Raw genomic sequence first — 17,848 nt, 5'->3', positions numbered from 1 at the left:
GAGCGGCGCGGCGACGGGGCGACGGTCAGCGGATGCTTCGGAGCGCCTCGGCCTTGCCGGCGAGATAGCGCTGCTCGGGCCCGTTCAGGGTGCGGCGTCCCGCCTCGGCGAACGCGAGCGAGGCGGCATCCGTTCGCCCCGCCCGCTCGAGCAGGTGCGCGCGCACGGCCCAGGTGCGGTGGTGCTCGGTGAGCGGCGCGTCCGCCTCGACGTCGGACCGCATCTCCTCGAGGTCGAGCGCCGAGAGGCCGGCCTCGGGGCCCTCGACCATGGCGAGCGCGACGATGCGACCCAGCGTCACCATGGGGCCGGGCGCCAGATGACCGAGCAGCTTGTAGAGGGTGAGGATCTCGAGCCAGTCGGTGTCGGCGGTCGACGCGGCCTCGTCGTGCACGGCGGCGATCGCCGCCTGCACCTGATACGGCCCGATGGGGGCACGGTCGAGCACCTGGGTCACGAGCGCGACGCCCTCGTCGATCATGGCGCGGTCCCACAGGGCGCGGTCCTGCTCGTCGAGCGGGACGAGGGCGCCGGTCGAGTCGGTTCGTGCAGCGCGGCGGGCGTCGGTGAGCAGCATCAGGGCGAGCAGGCCGGTGGTCTCGCCTGAGGGGTCGGGTCCGGCGGCGTGCAGCTGCCTCGTGAGCCGGATCGCCTCCGTGGACAGGTCCACGCGGGCGAGCGCCTCGCCGGAGCTCGCCGTGTGCCCCTCGGTGAAGATGAGGTAGAGCACGTCGCGGAGTGCGGTGAGGCGGGCGTCGACCTCGTCGGCTCGGGGCATCCGGAATCTCTCTCCACTGGCGCGGATGCGGGCCTTGGCCCGCGAGATCCGCTGCGCGACCGTCGCCTCGGGCACGAGCAGGCCGCGTGCGATCTCGGCGGTCGTGAGCCCGCCGACGGCCCGCAGGGTCAGGGCGACCTGTGCCGGTTGGGAGAGGGCCGGGTGGCAGCACAGCAGGAACAGCGCGAGCGTGTCGTCGCGTGACGGGACGGGCGCGGGCGGGGGCTCGAGCTCGGCGGCGACCGACTCGCGGCGGCGGCGGGCGGCATCCGATCGGACCTCGTCGATGTACCGCCGCGAGGCGACTCGCACGAGCCAGGCTCGCGGGTTGTCGGGGATGCCGTCTCGGAGCCATTGGTCGGATGCCGCGAGCAGCGCCTCCTGCATGGCGTCCTCGCACGCCGCGAAGTCGCCGTACCGGCGCACGAGCACCGCGAGCGCCGAAGGAGCGGCGTCTCGCAGGGCTCGGACGGCGTCGATGGCGGCGTCCTCCGCGGCGTGGTTCACGGTCGGATGCGCCTCACAGATCGCTCCCGCCGGACATCTCGAGCACGGGGCGCACCTCGATGAGACCGTACTCGGCCTCGGGGAAGCGACCGGCGATCTCGATGGCGCGCGCCTCGGACTCGCAGTCGACGAGGTAGAAGCCGGCGAGCAGCTCCTTCGTCTCGGCGAAGGGGCCGTCGCCCACGGTCACCCCGTCGGCGGTGCGGGTGACGTGCTTCGCGAGCGAGACATCGGCGAGGGCCTCGTCGGCGATGAGCTCCCCGCTCGCGGCGAGCTCATCGGAGATGCGCTGGTAGTAGTCGTATCCCGCCGCCTGCTCGTCGGCGCTGAAGCTCTCCCACGCCTGTCGCGACGACGGGTTGCTGTAGATCTGGATGAAGTACTTCATGGGAATCGCTCCTTGGATCCTGTGTTCGTCTCATTCCTTCGTCGGGAGGCTCGTCGCGCTCCCATCAGTATGTCGAGGCTGATTCACGATTCTCGACTGATCCGAAGCATCGGTGCGTACCGTTATGGCGTCGGCCGGGTCTTGGGGTTGACAGCGCGGTGCGCGCGTGGCGAGAGTTCGCGTAGGGCATCCGGCCCGCGGAGGTGGGTATGAGGACGTTCGGCATCGAAGAGGAGTTCCAGTTCCTCGTTCCCGACACGCTCGCGCCCGCCGACGTCGGCGAGGAGGTGTTCCGGCGGCTGTCGGCGTCGCTCGAGTGGCACGACGTGACGCACCGCGAGTTCATGGCGTCGCAGGTGGAGCACGCCTCAGCGGTGTTCGAGTCGCTGGATGTCGCGCGTTCGGCGCTGCTCGGATTCCGGCGCACCATCGCGGCCCATGCTGCCGAGCTCGGGGTCCTCGCGGGCAGCGTGGGTACCTCGCCTCAGGCGCCCCCATTCCCGTCGATCACGGAGCTCGAGCGTTACCGTCGCATCGTTCTCGATATGGCGGGCGGCATCGCCGACCACCAGCTGAACGGGCTCCACGTGCACATCGGCGTGGCCGATCGCGAGAGCGGCGTCATCGCGCTGAACGCCGCACGGCCGTGGATTCCCCTGCTGAAGGCCATGACCGCGAACTCGCCGCTGTGGCGCGGCCAGGACACCGGCTACGACAGCTGGCGCACCGTGCTCCTGCGCCGATGGACCACGGCGGGCGCGCCGCCGGCGTTCGTGGACGCCGACGATTACCAGCACCGGGTCTCACGCCTGATCGGCATCGGCGGCACGTCGGACCGGGCGCTGGTCGCGTGGGACCTGCGGCTGTCGGAGCACCTGCCGACCATCGAGTTCCGCATCGGTGATGCCCAGCTCGACGCTGAGACGTCGCTCGCCGTGGCGGCACTCTGCCGAGCGCTCGTGACGCACGCGCTCGAGCGCCCGTCGGCCGCGAGGGTGGCGGCGCTCGAGTCTGCGGATGCCCCGACGGAGCTGCTCTCGTCGGCAGTCCTGCACTCGGCTCGGTACGGGATGCGGCAGCGCGTGCTCGATCCCCTGACACGCAGGATGGCCCCGTCGGCCGATGTGCTCGCGGGATGCGTGCGATTGCTCGCCGACGAGCTGGAGGACACGGGCGACCTGGAGGTGGTGACGGAGGTCGCGCGGCGATTGGTGCTCTCGGGCACCGGCGCCGAACATCAGCGGGCGGCGTTCGAAGAGGCGGGCATCGCGGGCGTCCGTCGACTGCTCGAGTCGGGATTCGTGGCCGATCAGGGCAGCAGCAGCGAGCCGTTGACGTCGATCCTATAGCGGGGGGCCTCCCGCCTCGGGAACGCATGAGAATCCGGGTCATGGCCCGCTGTGCGGCCCCATCGTGCGGATGCTCATGCGTTTTGCGCAGTTCGCGCCTGCGCTCTGCGTCGGCGTTCGGTGACTGCACCGCCCCCGGGACCCCGCGGAGGTCGCGGGTACCATGCGGACATGCGATTCCGCTTCACCGCACCGCTCTGGCAGTGGAGCGCGCAGGACGGGTGGTTCTTCGTCACCGTGCCCGAAGGTCCGTCTGAGGACATCCGGGGGATTCCGCGCGTGCCGCGCGGCTTCGGCTCGGTGCGTGTGCGCGCGACCGTTGGCGGAACGACGTGGTCGACCTCAGTCTTCCCCGATTCCAAGCTCGGCTGCTACGTGCTGCCGGTGAAGAAGGCCGTGCGGACCGCGGAGGGAATCGGTGACGGCGATGACGTCGAGGTGGCGCTCGAAGTGCTCGACATGTGAGCTGACGGCGGTGGCGGGGGCATCAGCCGATCGCCCGTCTCGAGCTCGCGGAGGATGGTTCCGATCTGGTGTCTCCGGCACTTCGGCACTTCGGCACTTCGGCACCGCAATCGCCGGATGAGGAAGGCCACCCGCAGCCGGCGGCTCGGAGGCGATCCGGCGGTCAGCACCCCGGTCCGGCCGGATTCGCGATGCAGTCGCCGTTCGTGAGCACGGTGTCGAACTGCCCCACGAGCACGCGTTGCGGACCGCTTGAAATCGCGAGCGTTCCGGCGATGGGTCGCCAGGCGGACCCGGCGAATCGGTACTCGGCGCTGAGCACAACCTCGAGCTCGACGGCGAATTCACCCGCCGCGGCATACGTGTGGCTCGTGGGAGTGTCGGTGAACTCGGCCTGACCGAGCGCGGCCCATGTGGCACCCGGCCCGCCGTTCACGACGAGTCCGCCGTCGCTGTGAATCCAGCGGTACCCGACCGGCGTGAACCGCACGTCGGCCGGTTGCCCGAGCAGCGTGCCCGAAACCACCTGAACGGATGCCGCAGCCACGAAGTTCGCCGGCAGCCCCTGCACCGCCCAGCCGCCGGGCTCCATGTCGTTCACCGGCGCGGCCGGACGGAACGACGCGATGTCGCGCAACCTCACGACGACGGGTGCGGCGGGGTCTTCGGTCGGCGGTGGGGTCGGATTCCCGGCGCAGATCGCGAGGTTCAGGGGACTGCAGTTCGACGGCGGGGGTGGCGGTGGCGGTGGCGGCGCCTGGGGGTGGCCAGTCTCCGCACCTTCGCTTGAGCCGACATCCTGCTCGATGTCGGACTCGCGTTCGCTCTGAGATTGGTCCTCATGACGGGCTATGCCCTCAAGAATGGCCTCCTCACCGTTCGTCGACCCGTCCACATCTCGGGGACAGCCGATGTACCCGACTGCCGGGTTACAGGCGCTGGCTGGGGCTACGCCGGTGAGGACCGCTGCGATCACGCCCAGCGTGGTCCCAGTAGTCAGCAGAAGTCGTCGCCGGGCCACAGGCTTACCTCATCGACCAACAGCTTCGTCGTACCGGCCAGTGCGACCAGCGACGCTGTAAGGGGAGTGCGATTGTCGCGGTCGGGCGGGGTAACATCGGCGCCCGAGTCGTCCAGTATCCTCACTGAAGTCACGTCCCGGCAGACGTAGACGGTCACACGTGTTTCAGACCCATCGTCGCTGGCCTGGGCGAGCGAGAAGGAGTCGAGAACCGCTGCTCCCTCCGCCCGGATACCGAGCTCTCGATACTGGGCGAACTCGTCCAGTAATTGCGGAACAAGCGACGGAGTCGCAAAATCTGCGATTCGTTCGGCACCTTCCCCGGCTTGCGAAGCGATTGACTGAGATGCTGACTCGAAAGCCTCGTACGCCTCGATGGCCGCTGCGAGCGCCTCCTCGTCGGACGCGAAGATGGGCTCGACCGAAGGGGCAGCGGCGGTCGGGGTGGGGCTCGGTTCGGGCGCTCCGGCGCATCCGCTGAGCAGCACCGCGACGAGCGCCGTCGTCGCGGCCGCGGCCGCCGCGCCCCGGCGCGCGAGCGCCGAAGGACGGGGACGGGAGCGCGGCGGCATGCCGACGAGCCTAGAGGAGCACGCGCGAGCGACGGGCCGCGTTATCCACAGCCGGGAGCCGACCGGCAGCCGAGCCCCGTCAGCGCATGAGGCCGCGCACGAGTTCGCCCCACTCGAAGCCGCACTCGCGGCAGTCGAAGAGCGGGTCGTCGACCGGGAAGGGCTCGGCCGCGGCATCCGTCGACGAATCGAGATCGGGCTCCACCCAGAGTGCGGTCACGACCAGCCGCACGGCGGTCGAGTCGCAGCGCGGGCACTGCTCATCGAGCACATCGCGTTCGACGTGGGGCTGCGGGTGCACCGGGTTGTTCATGGCGCCCACGGTACGCCGCGCCGCCGACATCGGCGGTCGCACACGCGCGTGCGAGGCGATCCCGAAGACGCGGAACGCGCGCTCAGTCCCGTCGCCGACGCCCGTTCACGCGGTGCTTCGCCGTCACCTCGAAGGTGCGCCGAAGGGGGTCGGCGACCTGGTCGTGGCGGCCCTGCGCCACGCGCACGAACAGGAAGTCGACGACGGCAAGCTGTGCGATCCGGCTCGACATGGCGCCCATGCGGTAGGTCGACTCGCGGGCCTGGGTCGTGAGCACGATGTCGGCGACCTCGGTGATGGGCGACTCCGCCGAGTTGGTGAGGGCCACCGTCGTGGCACCCGCGTCGCGAGCGGTGCTCAGCGCGTGGATCGTCTCGCTCGTGAGTCCCGAGTGCGAGATGCCGATCGCCACATCCCCCGTTCCGCGCAACGCCGCCGAGACGAGCGCGAGGTGCACGTCGACGGAACAGAACGCCGAGATGCCGATGCGGGCGAGCTTCTGCTGCAGGTCCTGCGCGGTGAGGCCGCTCGCACCGAACCCGTAGACGTCGACGTGGCCGGCGGCCGAGATCGCGTCCACGACCTGGTCGAGCACCGCGACGTCGAGGCCCTGCGCGGTCTGCTCGATCGCGAGCACCTCGTGAAACGCGATCTTCGCGATGACCTCGGCGCCCGAGTCGTCCGGGCTGATATCCGAATCGGCCAGCCCGAACCGGTCGCGCTCGGCGGCCTCGCGGCTCAGCGCGCTCGCGACCTCCATTCGGAACTCGCGGTATCCCGTGTACCCGAGCGTCTGGCAGAACCGCGCCACCGTCGACAGCGACGTGCCGCAGCGCTGCGCGAGATCGGTGATCGTCAGGTCGACGACGATCGTCGGGTCGGAGATGATCGCCTCGGCCACCCGCGCCTCCGACGAGCTCAGCCGCGGCAGGGCCTGCCGCACGGTCGAGAGCACGTCAAGCGCCATCGCCACCCGTCTCCTCTCGTGAACCGGTTCGTGGGCCACTCCCTGCGCGCGGCGATCCCTCGAGCGCCCCCACGACGACGTCGGCGGAAGGGGCGCTCGCGAGCGCATCACGCAACACCCCATCGTGCGCCGCGAGGCGAGCGATCGCCTCATCGGGCGTCACCCCAGTAAGGGTCACGAGGATCGCCGCCTTCACCGATCCGCCGACCGATTCGAGGGCAGCGGATGCCGCGGCCGCGTCGATCCCCGTCGCAAGCATGACGATGCGTTCCGCGCGAGCCCGCAGCTTCGCGTTCGTCGCCTGCACGTCGACCATGAGGTTGCCGTGCACCTTGCCGAGGCGCACCATCGCGATCGTCGAGATCGCGTTGAGCACGAGCTTCTGCGCAGTGCCGCCCTTCAGCCGGGTCGAGCCCGCGACGATCTCGGGGCCCACCACCGTCTCGATCGCGACATCCGCCAGCTCACCGATGCGCGAACCGGCGTTGCACGAGAGTCCGACGGTGAGCGCTCCGAGGCCGCGCGCGTATTCGAGCGCGCCCACGACATACGGGGTGCGGCCCGACGCCGAGACGCCGACGACCGCATCGGCGGCGGTGAGCCCGATCGACTCGAGGTCGGCCGCCCCCAGCGCCGCGTCGTCCTCGGCGTCCTCGACGGCAGTGCGAAGCGCGACGTCTCCGCCGGCGATGAGGCCGACCACGAGCGACGGATCCGTGCCGAACGTCGGCGGGATCTCGCTCGCGTCGAGCACGCCCATGCGGCCCGCCGTTCCGGCGCCGAGGTAGACGAGCCGGCCGCCCGCGCGAAGCCGCGGCACGATCGCGTCGACGGCCACGGCCACCTGGGGACTCGCGTCGGTCACCGCGGCCACGGCCTGCGCGCTCTCCTCATGCATGGCGGCGAGCTGCGCCTCGGTGTCGAGCAGGTCGAAGTCGCGGTGCGTCTCGTTCACGCCCTCCGTGGCGAGTCCGCCGAGCACATCGCGGAGCGACTCGTGCGGTGCGGTGTGGTTCATTGCGGTGGTCCCCCTCGTTCTGTGCCGACAGTGCGGTCGGTGCCTTCGACGGTGACGGATGCGACGCCGACGAGCGGCGGCGGAAGCTGCAGCGGCATCCGACCGCTCGTGAACCGCCCGGCCACGCGCGGTTCGCCCGGGCCGCCGCTCGAGAGCCGCGCGGGCACGCCGTGCCAGCTGAGGAAGCCGAGGAGCGCGAACATCAGCGACTCCTTGAACAGCGGGTCGATGCCGCGCCGGGCGCTCGACTCGACGGCGATGCCACGATCGGCCGCGTGCGCGCGGAGCCGGGCGAGCAGCTCGGGGTTCAGGGCGCCGCCACCCGAGCAGACGAGCGATCGGGGCGCGTCGTCGTCCGCGGGCAGCGCCTCGGCGATCGTGCGGGCGGTGAATTCGGTGAGGGTGGCGACGAGGTCCTCGAAGGCGATGGCTTCGGTTCGGGATGCCGCGACCGCGCGATCGACGACACCGACGTCGAACGTCTCACGACCGGTCGACTTCGGCGGCGATGCCGCGAGGTACGGATGCCGCAGCAGCTCGTCGAGGAGCCCGCCGTCGACGCGACCCGACGCCGCGAGGCGACCGCCGTCGTCGAAGGCCATGCGACCGTCGGTGTGCCGCGCGACCACCGCGTCGACGAGCCCGTTCCCGGGCCCGCTGTCGAAGGCGGTCACCTCGCCGTCGGGATGCACCACCTGCACGTTGGCGATGCCCCCGATGTTCACGGTCGCGAGCGCACGCCCTGTCGCGGCGGCCTCGGCCCCGAGCCAGGCACGGTCGAACACCGCCATGAGCGGGGCCCCCTCACCGCCGGCGGCGATGTCGGCGGCGCGCAGGTGCGAGAGCACGGGAACGCCGATGCGCTCAGCGATCCACGCGGGCTCGCCGAGCTGCAGGGTTCCCCGAGCCCGACCCCCGTCGACCCAGTGGAAGAGGGTCTGGCCGTGCGACACGACGAGGTCGGGCATCGATGCGACGGCGTCGACCGAGCTCGCGGCGACCTCGGCGAACGCCTGGCCGAGGTCGGTGTCGAGCCGGCAGAACTCGCCCGCGGTGAACGGCCGGCCCTCAGCGGCGCGGAGGATGCGCTCACGCAGTTCGGGTGACCACGGCACGGTGTCGGTGTCGAGCACCCGCATGGACAGGTCTGCCGATTCGGCATCGGAACCGCCGTTTCGCGGCTGCTCGACGGGCGCGATGTCGACGACCGCGACGTCGATGCCATCGGCGGAGGTGCCCGACTGCAGGGAGCAGACGATCATGCGCTCGCGCTTCCCGCGGTGGCCGCGGCGTCGGCGTGCGAGCCGGCGAGCTGGGCGTCGGCGGCCTCCCCCGCGAGGCGGCTGCCGGCACGCAGGTGCATGGCGGGGAGCGCGAGCGGCCCGCTCGGCATGCCGACGTTGACGACCACCGCGTCGGGCCGGGTGCCGGCGATCCGCGCGACGGCATCGACCTGGGCGCCTTCGACCCCGACGGCGTCGACGAGCACGACGACAGGCCGCCGCGCGCGGAACGCCAGCGCCTCCTCGAGCGCGCGAGTTCGTTCAACTTCGGTCATCGCGCCGACATCCACACGCACCGTTCGGCCGCCGGCTGCGAGCGCACGGGCGACGTGGTCGGTGTCGCCCTCGACCGCCATCGACGGCCGGCCGCGAAGGTCGAGCACGATGCGCGGGCCAGGTGCGGCAGCGACGTCGCCGTCGATGCTGATGGCGGCACGCGCGACGGATGCCGCATCGAACGGCCCGGGCTCGTCATCGCCCCACGCAGCCCCGCCGTCGAGGCCGCCGCCGGCGAGCGAGCCACCCAGGATCCGTACGCGGGCCGCGGCAGCCTCGAGCACCGAGACGGGAAGGGTTCCGTCGTCGAGCGCCGCGAGGATGGCCGCCTGCACCTCGTGGAAGTCGCGTTCGTCCTGGTCGGGCGCTGCCGCGTCGCCCAGGTTCAGCGGATTGCCCACGCAGAGCAGGTCGGCGCCGGCGAGGAGGGCCTGCACGGCTCCGGGGCCGGCGCCGACGGTCTCGCGGATCGCCGCCATGTCGAGCGCGTCGGAGACGATGACGCCCTCGAAGCCCATCCCCCGCAGCCGCGCGAGGACCGCGGAGTTCAACGTCGCGGGCGCAGCTCCCCACTCGGGCACCACGAGGTGGCCGGTCATGATCGCCGCGACACCGGCCTCGATCGCCGCCTGGAAGGGCGGCAGGTGCATCCGCTCGATCTCGTCGGCGTCGATCGGCAGGGTCGGCAGCGCGAGGTGCGAGTCGAGGTGCGTGTCGCCGTGACCGGGGAAGTGCTTCACGCAGGCCGCGGCGCCCGCCGATTGGATGCCGCGGACGGCCGCCACGACGTGCCGCGAGACGAGCTCGGCGGTGTCGCCGAACGCGCGGACGCCGATCACCGGGTTGCGCGGATCGGTGTTCACGTCGGCGACGGGAGCGAGCACGACGTTCGCGCCGACGGCGAGCGAACGCCGCGCGAGTTCGCGGCCGACGGCGGTCGTGGCATCCGTGTCGTCGACGAAGCCGAGCTGGGCCGCTCCGGGCAGGGTGGAGCCGGTGGACGCCTCGAGTCGCGTGACGTTGCCGCCCTCCTCGTCGATGCCGACGAGCACGTCGTCGCGGAGGTTGCGGAACGCGGGTCTCGAGACGCGTCCGGCTTCGCCGGGCGCTCCTCGACCAGCAGAGGCATCGGCTTCGCCGGGCGCTCCTCGACCAGCAGAGGCATCGGCTTCGCCGGGCGCTCCTCGACCGCCGGCGGGGAGGTTCTGCGAGAACATCACCGCGCCCGCGAGGCCGCCGTCGCCGATCTCTCGACGCAGCCAGTCGGGCACGTCGTGCCCGAGGTACCCGGGCCAGAGCACGCCGCCCACGAGCGCGCGCAGCGTGGGGTCGTCGGCGGCGCTCATCCCTTCACCGCTCCCGCGACGAGACCCGCCGAGAGCCGCCGCTGCACGACGACGAAGAAGATCATGACGGGAATCGTGATGATCGTGGAGGCGGCCATGATGTAACCCCACTCATTGGTGTGCTCGCCGAAGAACTGCTTGAGCCCGATGGCGACGGTGTAGTTCTCGGACGCCCCGCCGAGCAGGGTCATCGCGAAGATGAACTCGTTCCAGGCGGTGATGAACGAGAAGACGGATGTCGCGACGAGGCCGGGCATCACGAGGGGCAGCAGCACCGACCGGAACATCCGGCCCCAGCTGGCGCCGTCGATGTACGCCGCCTCCTCGAGCTCGATCGGGACCGCGGCGACGAAGCCCCGGAGCATCCAGATGCCGAACGGCAGCGACAGCGCGACGTAGACCACCATGAGGCCGAGCAGCGTGTTCAGCATGCCGAGGTCGCGCACCTGCACGAAGAGGGGGATCACGAGCGCCTCGAGCGGCACCATCTGCACGATGAGGATCATGAGCAGCACCGACGTGCGGAACGTGAACCGGAAGCGGGCGACGGCGACCGAGGCGAGCAGGGCGAGCACCGCGCTGGCGAGCACGGTCACCACCGCGACGATGGCGGAGTTGCGGAGGAAGACGTCGAAGCCGCCCTCGGTGAGCACGTAGGTGAAGTTGTCGAACGTGAACTCGCGCGGCACGAGGGTCTGGCCGCCCGCGCCCGCCTTGGCGTCGAACGCACTGGAGAGCATCCAGAACGCGGGGAAGAGCGTGAACGCGAGCAGCAGCGCGACGAGCACGGCCTTCAGCGCCGCGAAGCGCGTCTTGCGGTTCACAGCTCCTCCTCCTTCAGCATGGTGCGCACGTAGATGACAGTGATGATGAGCAGCAGCACGGTCAGGAGCACGGCGATCGCCGAGCCGAAGCCGTAGCGGTTCTGGCCGAAGGACTCGACGTACGACCAGACGCCGAGGTTCAGCGCCTCGCGGTTCGAGCCCGCGCCGCCCGGCATCAGGTAGACCTGCGCGAAGACCTTGAAGTCCCAGATGGTCGACAGGATGATCACCACGGTGAACACCTGCTTCAGGTTGGGCACGATGATGCGCCAGAAGCGGCGCCAGGCGCCGGCCCCGTCCATCTCGGCGGCCTCGAGCATCTCCTTCGGCACGCCGAGCAGGCCCGCGAGGATGGTGATGGCCACGAACGGGAAGCCGTGGTGGATGACGTTCAGCAGCACGATCGCGTAGAACGTGTATCGGTTCGTGAACCAGTTGACGGGCTCGTCCTGGAGCCCGAGCGCCTGGAGGGTCTCGTTGAAGATGCCCCGGTCGGCATCGAAGATCCACACCCAGACGTACGTGCCGGTGACCGCCGGCATGGCCCATGCCACCATGATCGCGCTGCCGACGATCGTGCGCCAGAACGTTCCGAGCGACGCCATGAGCACGGCGACCGCGGTGCCGAGGGCGACGGTGCCCGCCACGGCGAGCGCCGCGAAGCCCGCGGTGTTCGGCAGGACGACGGTCCACAGGGTGGGGTCGGTGAAGACCTCGACATAGTTGTCGAAGCCGATCCAGTTCGGCTCGCCCGACACGATCTCGCGCAGGCCGTAGTCCTGCAGCGAGAACAGGAAGACGCGCACGAGCGGCCAGAGCAGCAGCACCGCGAGCACGGCGAGCGCGGGTGCCAGCAGCAGCCACGGTCGCGAGCGCACGAGCGGATTCCGCCGCTGCACGGGCCCGCCGGCCGCGCGGGGGGACTCCGCCCCCCGCGCGACCTGCGGTGCCTGGATCGTCGAGGTCACGAACTCAGTTGCCGTTCATGATCTCGTCCATCTCCGCCGCGGCATCCGTCATGGCCTGTTCGACCGTCTTCTGCCCGGAGAGGATCGCCTGGATGGCAGTGTTCGTCGTCTTCTTCGCCTGCACGGCCCCGAACTTCGGCGTCACCGGCACGGCACCGCCACCGTCGACCATCTGCGTGGCGAACGGCGTGACGAGCGGGTCATCCGACTCCATCGTCTCGGCGAGCAGGGACTGCTGGCCCGGGAAGTACCCGGTCTGCTGACCCCACTGCTCGGCGAACTCGCCGGTCGTCATGAGCTTGATGAACTCCCACGCGAGCTCCTTGTTCTCCGCGGTCTCGAACATCGAGAGGTGGGAGCCGCCGAGCACCGACGGCGCGATCCCGCCGTCCTTGCCGGGGATCGGTGCCGCGGCGAACTTGCCCTCGAGTTCGGCGTTCTTCTCGACGATCGCCGACGGGGTCCACGAGCCCATGAGCGCCATCGCGATGTTGCCCTGTGCGAAGTTGTCGAGGACGTCGGTCTCCTTCCACGTCGTGGCACCGGCCGAGGAGAAGCCGTGCTTCAGGGCGAGGTCGGTGTAGAACTGCACGCCCTCCTGCGACTCCGAGCTCGCGAGGCCCGACTTCCAGGCGTCGCCGTCCTGCTCGGACACCTCGCCGCCGGCTCCCCAGACCCACGGGTAGACCAGGAACTCGGCGTCACCCGGAACCGCGAAGGCCATCATCTCGGGGTGCGCGGCCTTGATCGCCTCGCCCGCCGCGACGATCTCGTCCCAGCTGGTCGGCGCGGCGAGACCGAGCTCGTCGAAGATGTCGGAGCGGTACACGAGCGACCGAACGCCCGCGTACCAGGGCATGCCGTAGAGCTCCCTGTCGTAGGTGCCCGACTCCACGAGCCCGTCGACGAGGTCGTCGGCGAGCTCATCGTCGTCGACGAAGTCGCCGATCGGTGCGAGCGCGCCCGCGTCGGCGAACTCGGCGGTCCAGGTCGTGCCGGTCTCGGCCACGTCGGGAGTCGTGCCGCCCGCGATCGACGTGACGAAGCGGTCGTGGGCATCCGCCCACTGCACGAACTCGACGTTGAGCTCCGCGCCGGTCTCCTCGGTGAAGGCCGCACCGACCTCGTCGAAGAAGGCCTCGGAGTCGGGGTTCGTCCCGTCCATGATCCAGACGTTCAGGGTCTCGCCCTCGGCGCTGACATCGCCACTCTCGTTGTTCGAACCGCCGGCGCACGCGGTGAGTCCCAGTGCGGCCGTGGCGAGCACGGCGATGGGCAGCAATCGCTTCTTCATGGATGTCTCCTCGTTGAACATCGCTCGATGGCGCACGACGGCGCCGGGGAATGTGACTCTGGAAGTAGTATTCGTCAACGATTTCTTTTTTGCAACAAACTTCCGAACACTCGAATACGGGCCGACGCGACCCGCGTAGGCTCTCGTCGTGAGCACCGCCCCGAACCCCGGCCCGTCGGCGGTCGACCCGACGAGGCACGATACGTCATCGGGCTGGATTCTCGGCATCGACGTGGGCGGAACCGGGTCCCGCGCGGCGCTCGAACGGTTCACGACGACCTCCCCCGACGAGCGGCAACGCTTCGACGGCGCACGCGTCAGCGTCGACTCCGGCGGCTCGACGGTGCTCGACGTCGCCGCGTCGCTCATCGAGGCGGTGCGTCTCGAGCGGCCGGATGCCGCGATCGCGGCGGTCGGCGTCGGTGCCACCGGGCTGGCATCTCTCGTCTCCGATCCGGTCGCGGGGCTCGAGCGCCTCGCGGCCGCCGCCGGCGGGGCATCCGTCGCTCTGGCCGTGGATGCCGTGACGGCGCATCTCGGCGCGCTCGGCGGACGCGGCGGTGCCGTCGTCGCCGTCGGCACTGGCGCGATCGCGATCGGCACCGACCTCGGCGAGCGATGGAAGCGCGTCGGCGGATGGGGCCACCTCTTCGACGACCGCGGCTCGGGCGCGTGGATCGGCATCGAGGGCCTGAAGGCCGCCATCCGCACCCACGACGGCGTGACGACGGATGCCGCGGCACTCCTCGCGGCGGCGGTCGAACGGTTCGGCTCCGCGCCGTCGTGGCCCGGGCAGCTGCTCGGCCGGCCCGACCGGGCCGCGCTGCTCGCGGAGTTCGCGGCGGATGTCGCCGGGCTCGCGGATTCGGACGACCCCGTGGCATCCGACATCATGCGACGGGCGGGCGCCGGGGTCGCCGCCACCCTCGCCGCCGCCCTCGACCCCGGGATCCCGCCGCTGGCGGCCGGGACGGGAGGCGTCTTCTCGGCGGGTGGCGTGTTCGCCGCTGCGTTCGAGCGGGAGTTCGCCCGGCTCGCGCCGCACGCCGAGTTGGTCGCGCCGGCGGGCAGCCCGCTCGACGGCGCCGTGCGGCTCGCCGGGCTCGTCGTGTCGCGAGAGGTCGTGGCGGGGCATCCGCCGTTCGTCTGGATGCGATGAGCCGCAGCCGGCGGGTCGGCGCTAGCGTTTCCACATGGCGGAGACGAGTGCGGGCGTCCTGCTCTTCCGGCGCGACGGCGCGCTCGAGGTGCTGCTCGGGCACATGGGCGGGCCGTTCTGGCGTGGCAAGGAGGTGGCCGCGTGGTCCATCCCGAAGGGCACGTACACCGACGAGGATCCGCTCGTCGCGGCGCTGCGCGAGTTCGAGGAGGAGCTGGGCCGACCCGCACCCGACGTGCCGTACATCGAGCTCGGCGCGTTCAGGTACGCGTCGGGCAAGGTCGTGGCGGTGTTCGCGGGCGAGTCCGACTTCGACGCGAGCGAGATCGACAGCAACCTGTTCGAGATCGAGTGGCCGCCGAGGTCGGGGCGTCGGCAGTCGTTCCCCGAGTTCGATGCGGCGGCGTGGTTCCGGCTCGACGTCGCTCGCGAACGGCTCGTGAAGGGCCAGCGTCCGGCCCTCGATGCGCTCGAGCGATTCGTCGCCGGCGCGTGATCATCCCGGGCCCGCGCCGCCCGGTTCACGCGGCTCGGTAGTGTGCGACGGTCACGCCCTTCGGGGTCGTCACGCTGCGGGTGAGCTCGAGCTGTTGATGCGTGTCGCCGAACAGGCGAGTGCCCGAGCCGAGGACGACCGGATGGATGATGAGCACGTACTCGTCGATGAGCCCGGCCGACGCCAGGGTGCGGAGGAGCTGACCGCTGCCGAGGATCGTGAGATCGGGGCCGTCGGAATCCTTGAGCGTGCGGACGGTGTCGACCGCATCGCCCGCGAGGAGCGTCGAGTTCTGCCAGTCCAGTTGCGTCGCGGCGTTCCACGAGGTCACGTACTTCTCGACGCGGTTCATGTACTCGGTGTACGGGTTGCCGTCGGTCTGGTGAGGCCAGAACGAGGCCATGGTGCGGTACGTGCGGTGGCCGAACAGCAGGGCGCCGTCGGAGTCCGTGCCGACGCCCATCTCGGCGGCGAGCGCCTCGTCGCTGCCCGCGACCGCCCAGCCGCCGTGGCGGAAGCCCCCGCGCGTGTCCTCGTCGGGCGCCATCGGCGCCTGCATGACGCCGTCGAGCGAGACGTTGTTGTTCACCGTGATCCTGCGCATGCTCCACATCCTCCCGCCGGGCGCCGCCCGGCACCAGAGGCGCAGCCGTCGCAGACAACGGAGCCGTACATTCGCGCACCGATCCGAGAACCATTTCCTCTCGCGAATCTCCGGCACTTCGGCACTCCGGCACTTCGGCACCGAGCGCGAAGAACGAAGGCAGTCGTCGGGCCGGGTACGGGTCGTCACGAGATCATCACGGACGGAATGGCTCCGCCGGCAGGGGTGGATGCCGCGGCCTCAGGCCCGCGCGAGGAGCCGCACCCGCGGAACAGCCGATGCCGCGGCCTCAGGCCCGCGCGAGCATCGCCGCACCCGAACCCGCCGGCACAGGCCGATGCCGCGGCCTCACGCCCGCGCGAGGATCGCCGTCGTGTCGACGCCCGGGGGAAGGGCACCGTATTGCGTGCCGCCGCCGCCCTCGAGGCGCGTGCGCACGAATCCGTCGGCGACTGCGACCGGCGAATGCTGCAGGAGCAGCGAGGCCTGCAGCACGAGGGCCAGCCGTTCGGTGAGCTCCCGCGCCCGGGCGGCGGCGCCCGCGGCATCCGTCGCCACCTCGGTCACAACCGACCGCGCCTCGGCGAGCGCCAGGTCGAACGCGGCGTGCTCGCCGGTCGCCGCCCCGACCACCTCGAAGAACGCCTCGAACGACTCGGGCTCCCGCGCGAGCACGCGCAGCACGTCGAGGGCGATGACGTTGCCCGAGCCCTCCCAGATCGCGAGCAGCGGCTGCTCGCGGTAGCGGCGCGCGAGCGGGAACGCCTCGGTGTAGCCGTTGCCGCCGAGGCACTCGAGCGCCTCGTAGGCGTGGCCCGGTCCACGCTTGCACACCCAGTACTTCGACACGGCCGTGGCGAGGCGCCGGAATGCGACCTCCGTGCCCGAGGCGTCGTCGTCGTAGGCCCGGGCCAGGCGCATCGCGGTCAGTGTCGCCGCCTCGGACTCGAGCGCCAGGTCGGCGACGACCGCCGCCATCGTCGGCTGGTCGACGAGCAGCGCCCCGAATGCGCTGCGATGGCGCACGTGCCACGCCGCCTCGGCCACCGACTGCCGCATGCCGGCCGCGCTGCCGATGACGCAGTCGAGCCGCGTGCGCGTCACCATCTGCACGATCGTGGCGACGCCGCGGCCCTCCTCGCCGACGAGGCACCCGCTCGTGCCCTCGAACTCGACCTCGCTCGACGCGTTCGACCGGTTGCCGAGCTTGTCCTTCAGCCGCTGGATGCGGAACACGTTCCGTGAGCCGTCGGGCAGCACGCGCGGCACGAAGAAGCAGCTGAGCCCGCCCGGCGCCTGCGCGATCACGAGGAACGCGTCGCTCATGGGCGCGCTGCAGAACCACTTGTGGCCCGCCAGCCGGAACTCGCGGCCCCAGGGGCCGTCGCCGCCGGCGGGCTCGGCACGGGTCGTGTTGGCCCGCACGTCGGATCCGCCCTGCTTCTCGGTCATGGCCATGCCGATGAGCGCCCCCGCTGCGGGTCGAGGAGGCAGCGCAGCAGCCGTCTCGAGACCGCTTCCCCCGAGACCCGGCTCGTACTCGCGGCTCAGCAGCCGCGGCATCCACTCGTCTCGCAATCGGGATGCTGCGAGCTCGAGCACCGGCACCGCCGAGTGCGTCATCGACACCGGGCAGGCGTGGCCGGGCTCGACCTGGGCGAAGAGGAAGAACGCCGCGGCCCGGTCGACGTTCGCACCCGGGCCGGGATCCGCCCAGGCCGACGTGTGCGCGCCTGCGCCGATCGCCGCGGTCATGATGCGGTGGTACGCGTCGTCGTACTCGACCTCGTCGATGCGGCCGCCCCAGCGGTCGTGCGTGTGCAGCACCGGCGGATGCGTGTTCGCGCGCTCGGCATCGTGCTGGAACCCCGCGGTGCCGACGAGCCGGCCCACGTCGTGCAGCGCCGACGCTCCGGAGCCGCCACCGCGCCCCCATCTCGCCACCGCCTCGACGAGCGGCACGTTCGCCGCGTACTCGTCGACGCCCTCGCGGGGCGGCGCCTGGTTCAGGACCTCGTGCGTCTCGGGCATCCTCGACCTCCGCCGTCCATTCTGCGATGGACAGCCGACCCGTCGGCAGCGTGATTGCGCTCTCAGCGATATCCCCCGAGCGAAGGATGTCGGAGGCATCCGCTTGGATGCAGACTTGACGGGTGCATCGCCGGGCCTCCCGCCCGACCCTGCACCACGCGTCGTCCCCCGCGTCTCACATCCCTCACA

General features: G+C 71.1%; 18 protein-coding genes. 4 read left to right on the top strand and 14 right to left on the bottom strand.

Annotation, left to right across the window (positions count from 1 at the left end; translation table 11 throughout):
• Positions 1 to 25: 25 nt before the first annotated feature.
• Positions 26 to 1,285: an RNA polymerase sigma factor gene (locus HUS56_RS10590; RefSeq protein ID WP_254431403.1), complete on the bottom strand. Its 1,260-nt coding sequence runs from the start codon at positions 1,283 to 1,285 to the stop codon at positions 26 to 28.
• 13 nt (positions 1,286 to 1,298) lie between these two features.
• On the bottom strand, positions 1,299 to 1,673 hold the full coding sequence (locus HUS56_RS10585; protein ID WP_173923398.1) for a YciI family protein: 375 nt from the start codon (positions 1,671 to 1,673) through the stop codon (positions 1,299 to 1,301).
• A 209-nt stretch (positions 1,674 to 1,882) separates the two neighbouring features.
• On the opposite strand from HUS56_RS10585, the gene HUS56_RS10580 reads away from it, so the two are divergent.
• The gene (locus tag HUS56_RS10580) at positions 1,883 to 3,022 is read left to right on the top strand and encodes a YbdK family carboxylate-amine ligase (protein WP_173923397.1); all 1,140 of its coding nucleotides are present in this window, start codon (positions 1,883 to 1,885) and stop codon (positions 3,020 to 3,022) included.
• A gap of 171 nt (positions 3,023 to 3,193) precedes the next feature.
• On the top strand, positions 3,194 to 3,487 hold the full coding sequence (locus HUS56_RS10575; RefSeq protein WP_173923396.1) for a DUF1905 domain-containing protein: 294 nt from the start codon (positions 3,194 to 3,196) through the stop codon (positions 3,485 to 3,487).
• Positions 3,488 to 3,650: 163 nt separating this feature from the next.
• Here the strand turns inward: HUS56_RS10575 and HUS56_RS10570 are convergent, their stop codons facing one another.
• From HUS56_RS10570 to HUS56_RS10525, 10 genes are all read right to left on the bottom strand, one after another.
• Complete coding sequence (locus HUS56_RS10570; RefSeq protein WP_173923395.1) at positions 3,651 to 4,130, bottom strand: hypothetical protein; 480 nt, start codon at positions 4,128 to 4,130, stop codon at positions 3,651 to 3,653.
• A gap of 353 nt (positions 4,131 to 4,483) precedes the next feature.
• Positions 4,484 to 5,080, bottom strand: coding sequence for a hypothetical protein (locus HUS56_RS10565; RefSeq protein WP_173923394.1), 597 nt, complete (start codon positions 5,078 to 5,080; stop codon positions 4,484 to 4,486).
• Positions 5,081 to 5,159: 79 nt separating this feature from the next.
• Positions 5,160 to 5,393: a hypothetical protein gene (locus HUS56_RS10560; RefSeq protein WP_173923393.1), complete on the bottom strand. Its 234-nt coding sequence runs from the start codon at positions 5,391 to 5,393 to the stop codon at positions 5,160 to 5,162.
• A gap of 82 nt (positions 5,394 to 5,475) precedes the next feature.
• Positions 5,476 to 6,360 (bottom strand): MurR/RpiR family transcriptional regulator, encoded by an 885-nt coding sequence (locus HUS56_RS10555; RefSeq protein WP_173923766.1) that lies wholly within the window; start codon positions 6,358 to 6,360, stop codon positions 5,476 to 5,478.
• Positions 6,350 to 7,378, bottom strand: a complete 1,029-nt coding sequence (murQ, locus tag HUS56_RS10550) for an N-acetylmuramic acid 6-phosphate etherase (protein ID WP_173923392.1) — start codon at positions 7,376 to 7,378, stop codon at positions 6,350 to 6,352. Before murQ ends, HUS56_RS10555 begins: the two co-directional genes overlap by 11 nt.
• The gene (locus tag HUS56_RS10545; protein ID WP_173923391.1) at positions 7,375 to 8,640 is read right to left on the bottom strand and encodes an anhydro-N-acetylmuramic acid kinase; all 1,266 of its coding nucleotides are present in this window, start codon (positions 8,638 to 8,640) and stop codon (positions 7,375 to 7,377) included. Before HUS56_RS10545 ends, murQ begins: the two co-directional genes overlap by 4 nt.
• Positions 8,637 to 10,283 (bottom strand): glycoside hydrolase family 3 protein, encoded by a 1,647-nt coding sequence (locus HUS56_RS10540; RefSeq protein ID WP_173923390.1) that lies wholly within the window; start codon positions 10,281 to 10,283, stop codon positions 8,637 to 8,639. The genes HUS56_RS10545 and HUS56_RS10540 overlap by 4 nt, the downstream gene beginning before the upstream one ends.
• Positions 10,280 to 11,107, bottom strand: a complete 828-nt coding sequence (locus tag HUS56_RS10535; protein ID WP_254431402.1) for a carbohydrate ABC transporter permease — start codon at positions 11,105 to 11,107, stop codon at positions 10,280 to 10,282. Before HUS56_RS10535 ends, HUS56_RS10540 begins: the two co-directional genes overlap by 4 nt.
• Positions 11,104 to 12,075 carry a carbohydrate ABC transporter permease gene (locus HUS56_RS10530; protein WP_217423998.1) on the bottom strand — a complete coding sequence of 324 codons (972 nt, stop codon included), beginning with the start codon at positions 12,073 to 12,075 and terminating at the stop codon, positions 11,104 to 11,106. The genes HUS56_RS10535 and HUS56_RS10530 overlap by 4 nt, the downstream gene beginning before the upstream one ends.
• 4 nt (positions 12,076 to 12,079) lie before the next feature.
• Complete coding sequence (locus tag HUS56_RS10525) at positions 12,080 to 13,369, bottom strand: sugar ABC transporter substrate-binding protein (RefSeq protein WP_173923389.1); 1,290 nt, start codon at positions 13,367 to 13,369, stop codon at positions 12,080 to 12,082.
• Between the two features lie 148 nt (positions 13,370 to 13,517).
• Between HUS56_RS10525 and HUS56_RS10520 the strand changes: the two genes are divergently transcribed.
• Positions 13,518 to 14,528, top strand: coding sequence for a BadF/BadG/BcrA/BcrD ATPase family protein (locus tag HUS56_RS10520; RefSeq protein ID WP_254431401.1), 1,011 nt, complete (start codon positions 13,518 to 13,520; stop codon positions 14,526 to 14,528).
• Between the two features lie 34 nt (positions 14,529 to 14,562).
• Positions 14,563 to 15,024: an NUDIX domain-containing protein gene (locus HUS56_RS10515; protein ID WP_173923388.1), complete on the top strand. Its 462-nt coding sequence runs from the start codon at positions 14,563 to 14,565 to the stop codon at positions 15,022 to 15,024.
• Between the two features lie 25 nt (positions 15,025 to 15,049).
• Here HUS56_RS10515 and HUS56_RS10510 read toward each other — a convergent pair whose 3' ends face one another.
• Together HUS56_RS10510 and HUS56_RS10505 are read right to left on the bottom strand one after the other, a co-directional pair.
• A complete protein-coding gene (locus tag HUS56_RS10510) occupies positions 15,050 to 15,628 on the bottom strand; it encodes a dihydrofolate reductase family protein (RefSeq protein WP_173923387.1) in 579 nt (192 codons plus the stop codon).
• Positions 15,629 to 15,976: 348 nt separating this feature from the next.
• Positions 15,977 to 17,659 carry an acyl-CoA dehydrogenase family protein gene (locus HUS56_RS10505; protein WP_173923386.1) on the bottom strand — a complete coding sequence of 561 codons (1,683 nt, stop codon included), beginning with the start codon at positions 17,657 to 17,659 and terminating at the stop codon, positions 15,977 to 15,979.
• Positions 17,660 to 17,848 lie beyond the last annotated feature (189 nt).

The organism is Agromyces sp. Marseille-P2726, from assembly GCF_902809835.1.
GTDB lineage: Bacteria > Actinomycetota > Actinomycetes > Actinomycetales > Microbacteriaceae > Agromyces.
This window is presented reverse-complemented; position numbering and strand designations above follow the sequence as displayed.

What these genes read in the sequence shown, in the direction of transcription:
- murQ (WP_173923392.1), bottom strand. Translation starts at nt 7,378, where the DNA reads ATGAACCACACCGCACCGCACGAGTCGCTCCGCGATGTGCTCGGCGGA.
- HUS56_RS10575 (WP_173923396.1), top strand. Translation starts at nt 3,194, where the DNA reads ATGCGATTCCGCTTCACCGCACCGCTCTGGCAGTGGAGCGCGCAGGAC.
- HUS56_RS10510 (WP_173923387.1), bottom strand. Translation starts at nt 15,628, where the DNA reads ATGCGCAGGATCACGGTGAACAACAACGTCTCGCTCGACGGCGTCATG.
- HUS56_RS10555 (WP_173923766.1), bottom strand. Translation starts at nt 6,360, where the DNA reads ATGGCGCTTGACGTGCTCTCGACCGTGCGGCAGGCCCTGCCGCGGCTG.
- HUS56_RS10540 (WP_173923390.1), bottom strand. Translation starts at nt 10,283, where the DNA reads ATGAGCGCCGCCGACGACCCCACGCTGCGCGCGCTCGTGGGCGGCGTG.
- HUS56_RS10515 (WP_173923388.1), top strand. Translation starts at nt 14,563, where the DNA reads ATGGCGGAGACGAGTGCGGGCGTCCTGCTCTTCCGGCGCGACGGCGCG.
- HUS56_RS10580 (WP_173923397.1), top strand. Translation starts at nt 1,883, where the DNA reads ATGAGGACGTTCGGCATCGAAGAGGAGTTCCAGTTCCTCGTTCCCGAC.
- HUS56_RS10525 (WP_173923389.1), bottom strand. Translation starts at nt 13,369, where the DNA reads ATGAAGAAGCGATTGCTGCCCATCGCCGTGCTCGCCACGGCCGCACTG.
- HUS56_RS10585 (WP_173923398.1), bottom strand. Translation starts at nt 1,673, where the DNA reads ATGAAGTACTTCATCCAGATCTACAGCAACCCGTCGTCGCGACAGGCG.
- HUS56_RS10505 (WP_173923386.1), bottom strand. Translation starts at nt 17,659, where the DNA reads ATGCCCGAGACGCACGAGGTCCTGAACCAGGCGCCGCCCCGCGAGGGC.
- HUS56_RS10545 (WP_173923391.1), bottom strand. Translation starts at nt 8,640, where the DNA reads ATGATCGTCTGCTCCCTGCAGTCGGGCACCTCCGCCGATGGCATCGAC.
- HUS56_RS10560 (WP_173923393.1), bottom strand. Translation starts at nt 5,393, where the DNA reads ATGAACAACCCGGTGCACCCGCAGCCCCACGTCGAACGCGATGTGCTC.
- HUS56_RS10565 (WP_173923394.1), bottom strand. Translation starts at nt 5,080, where the DNA reads ATGCCGCCGCGCTCCCGTCCCCGTCCTTCGGCGCTCGCGCGCCGGGGC.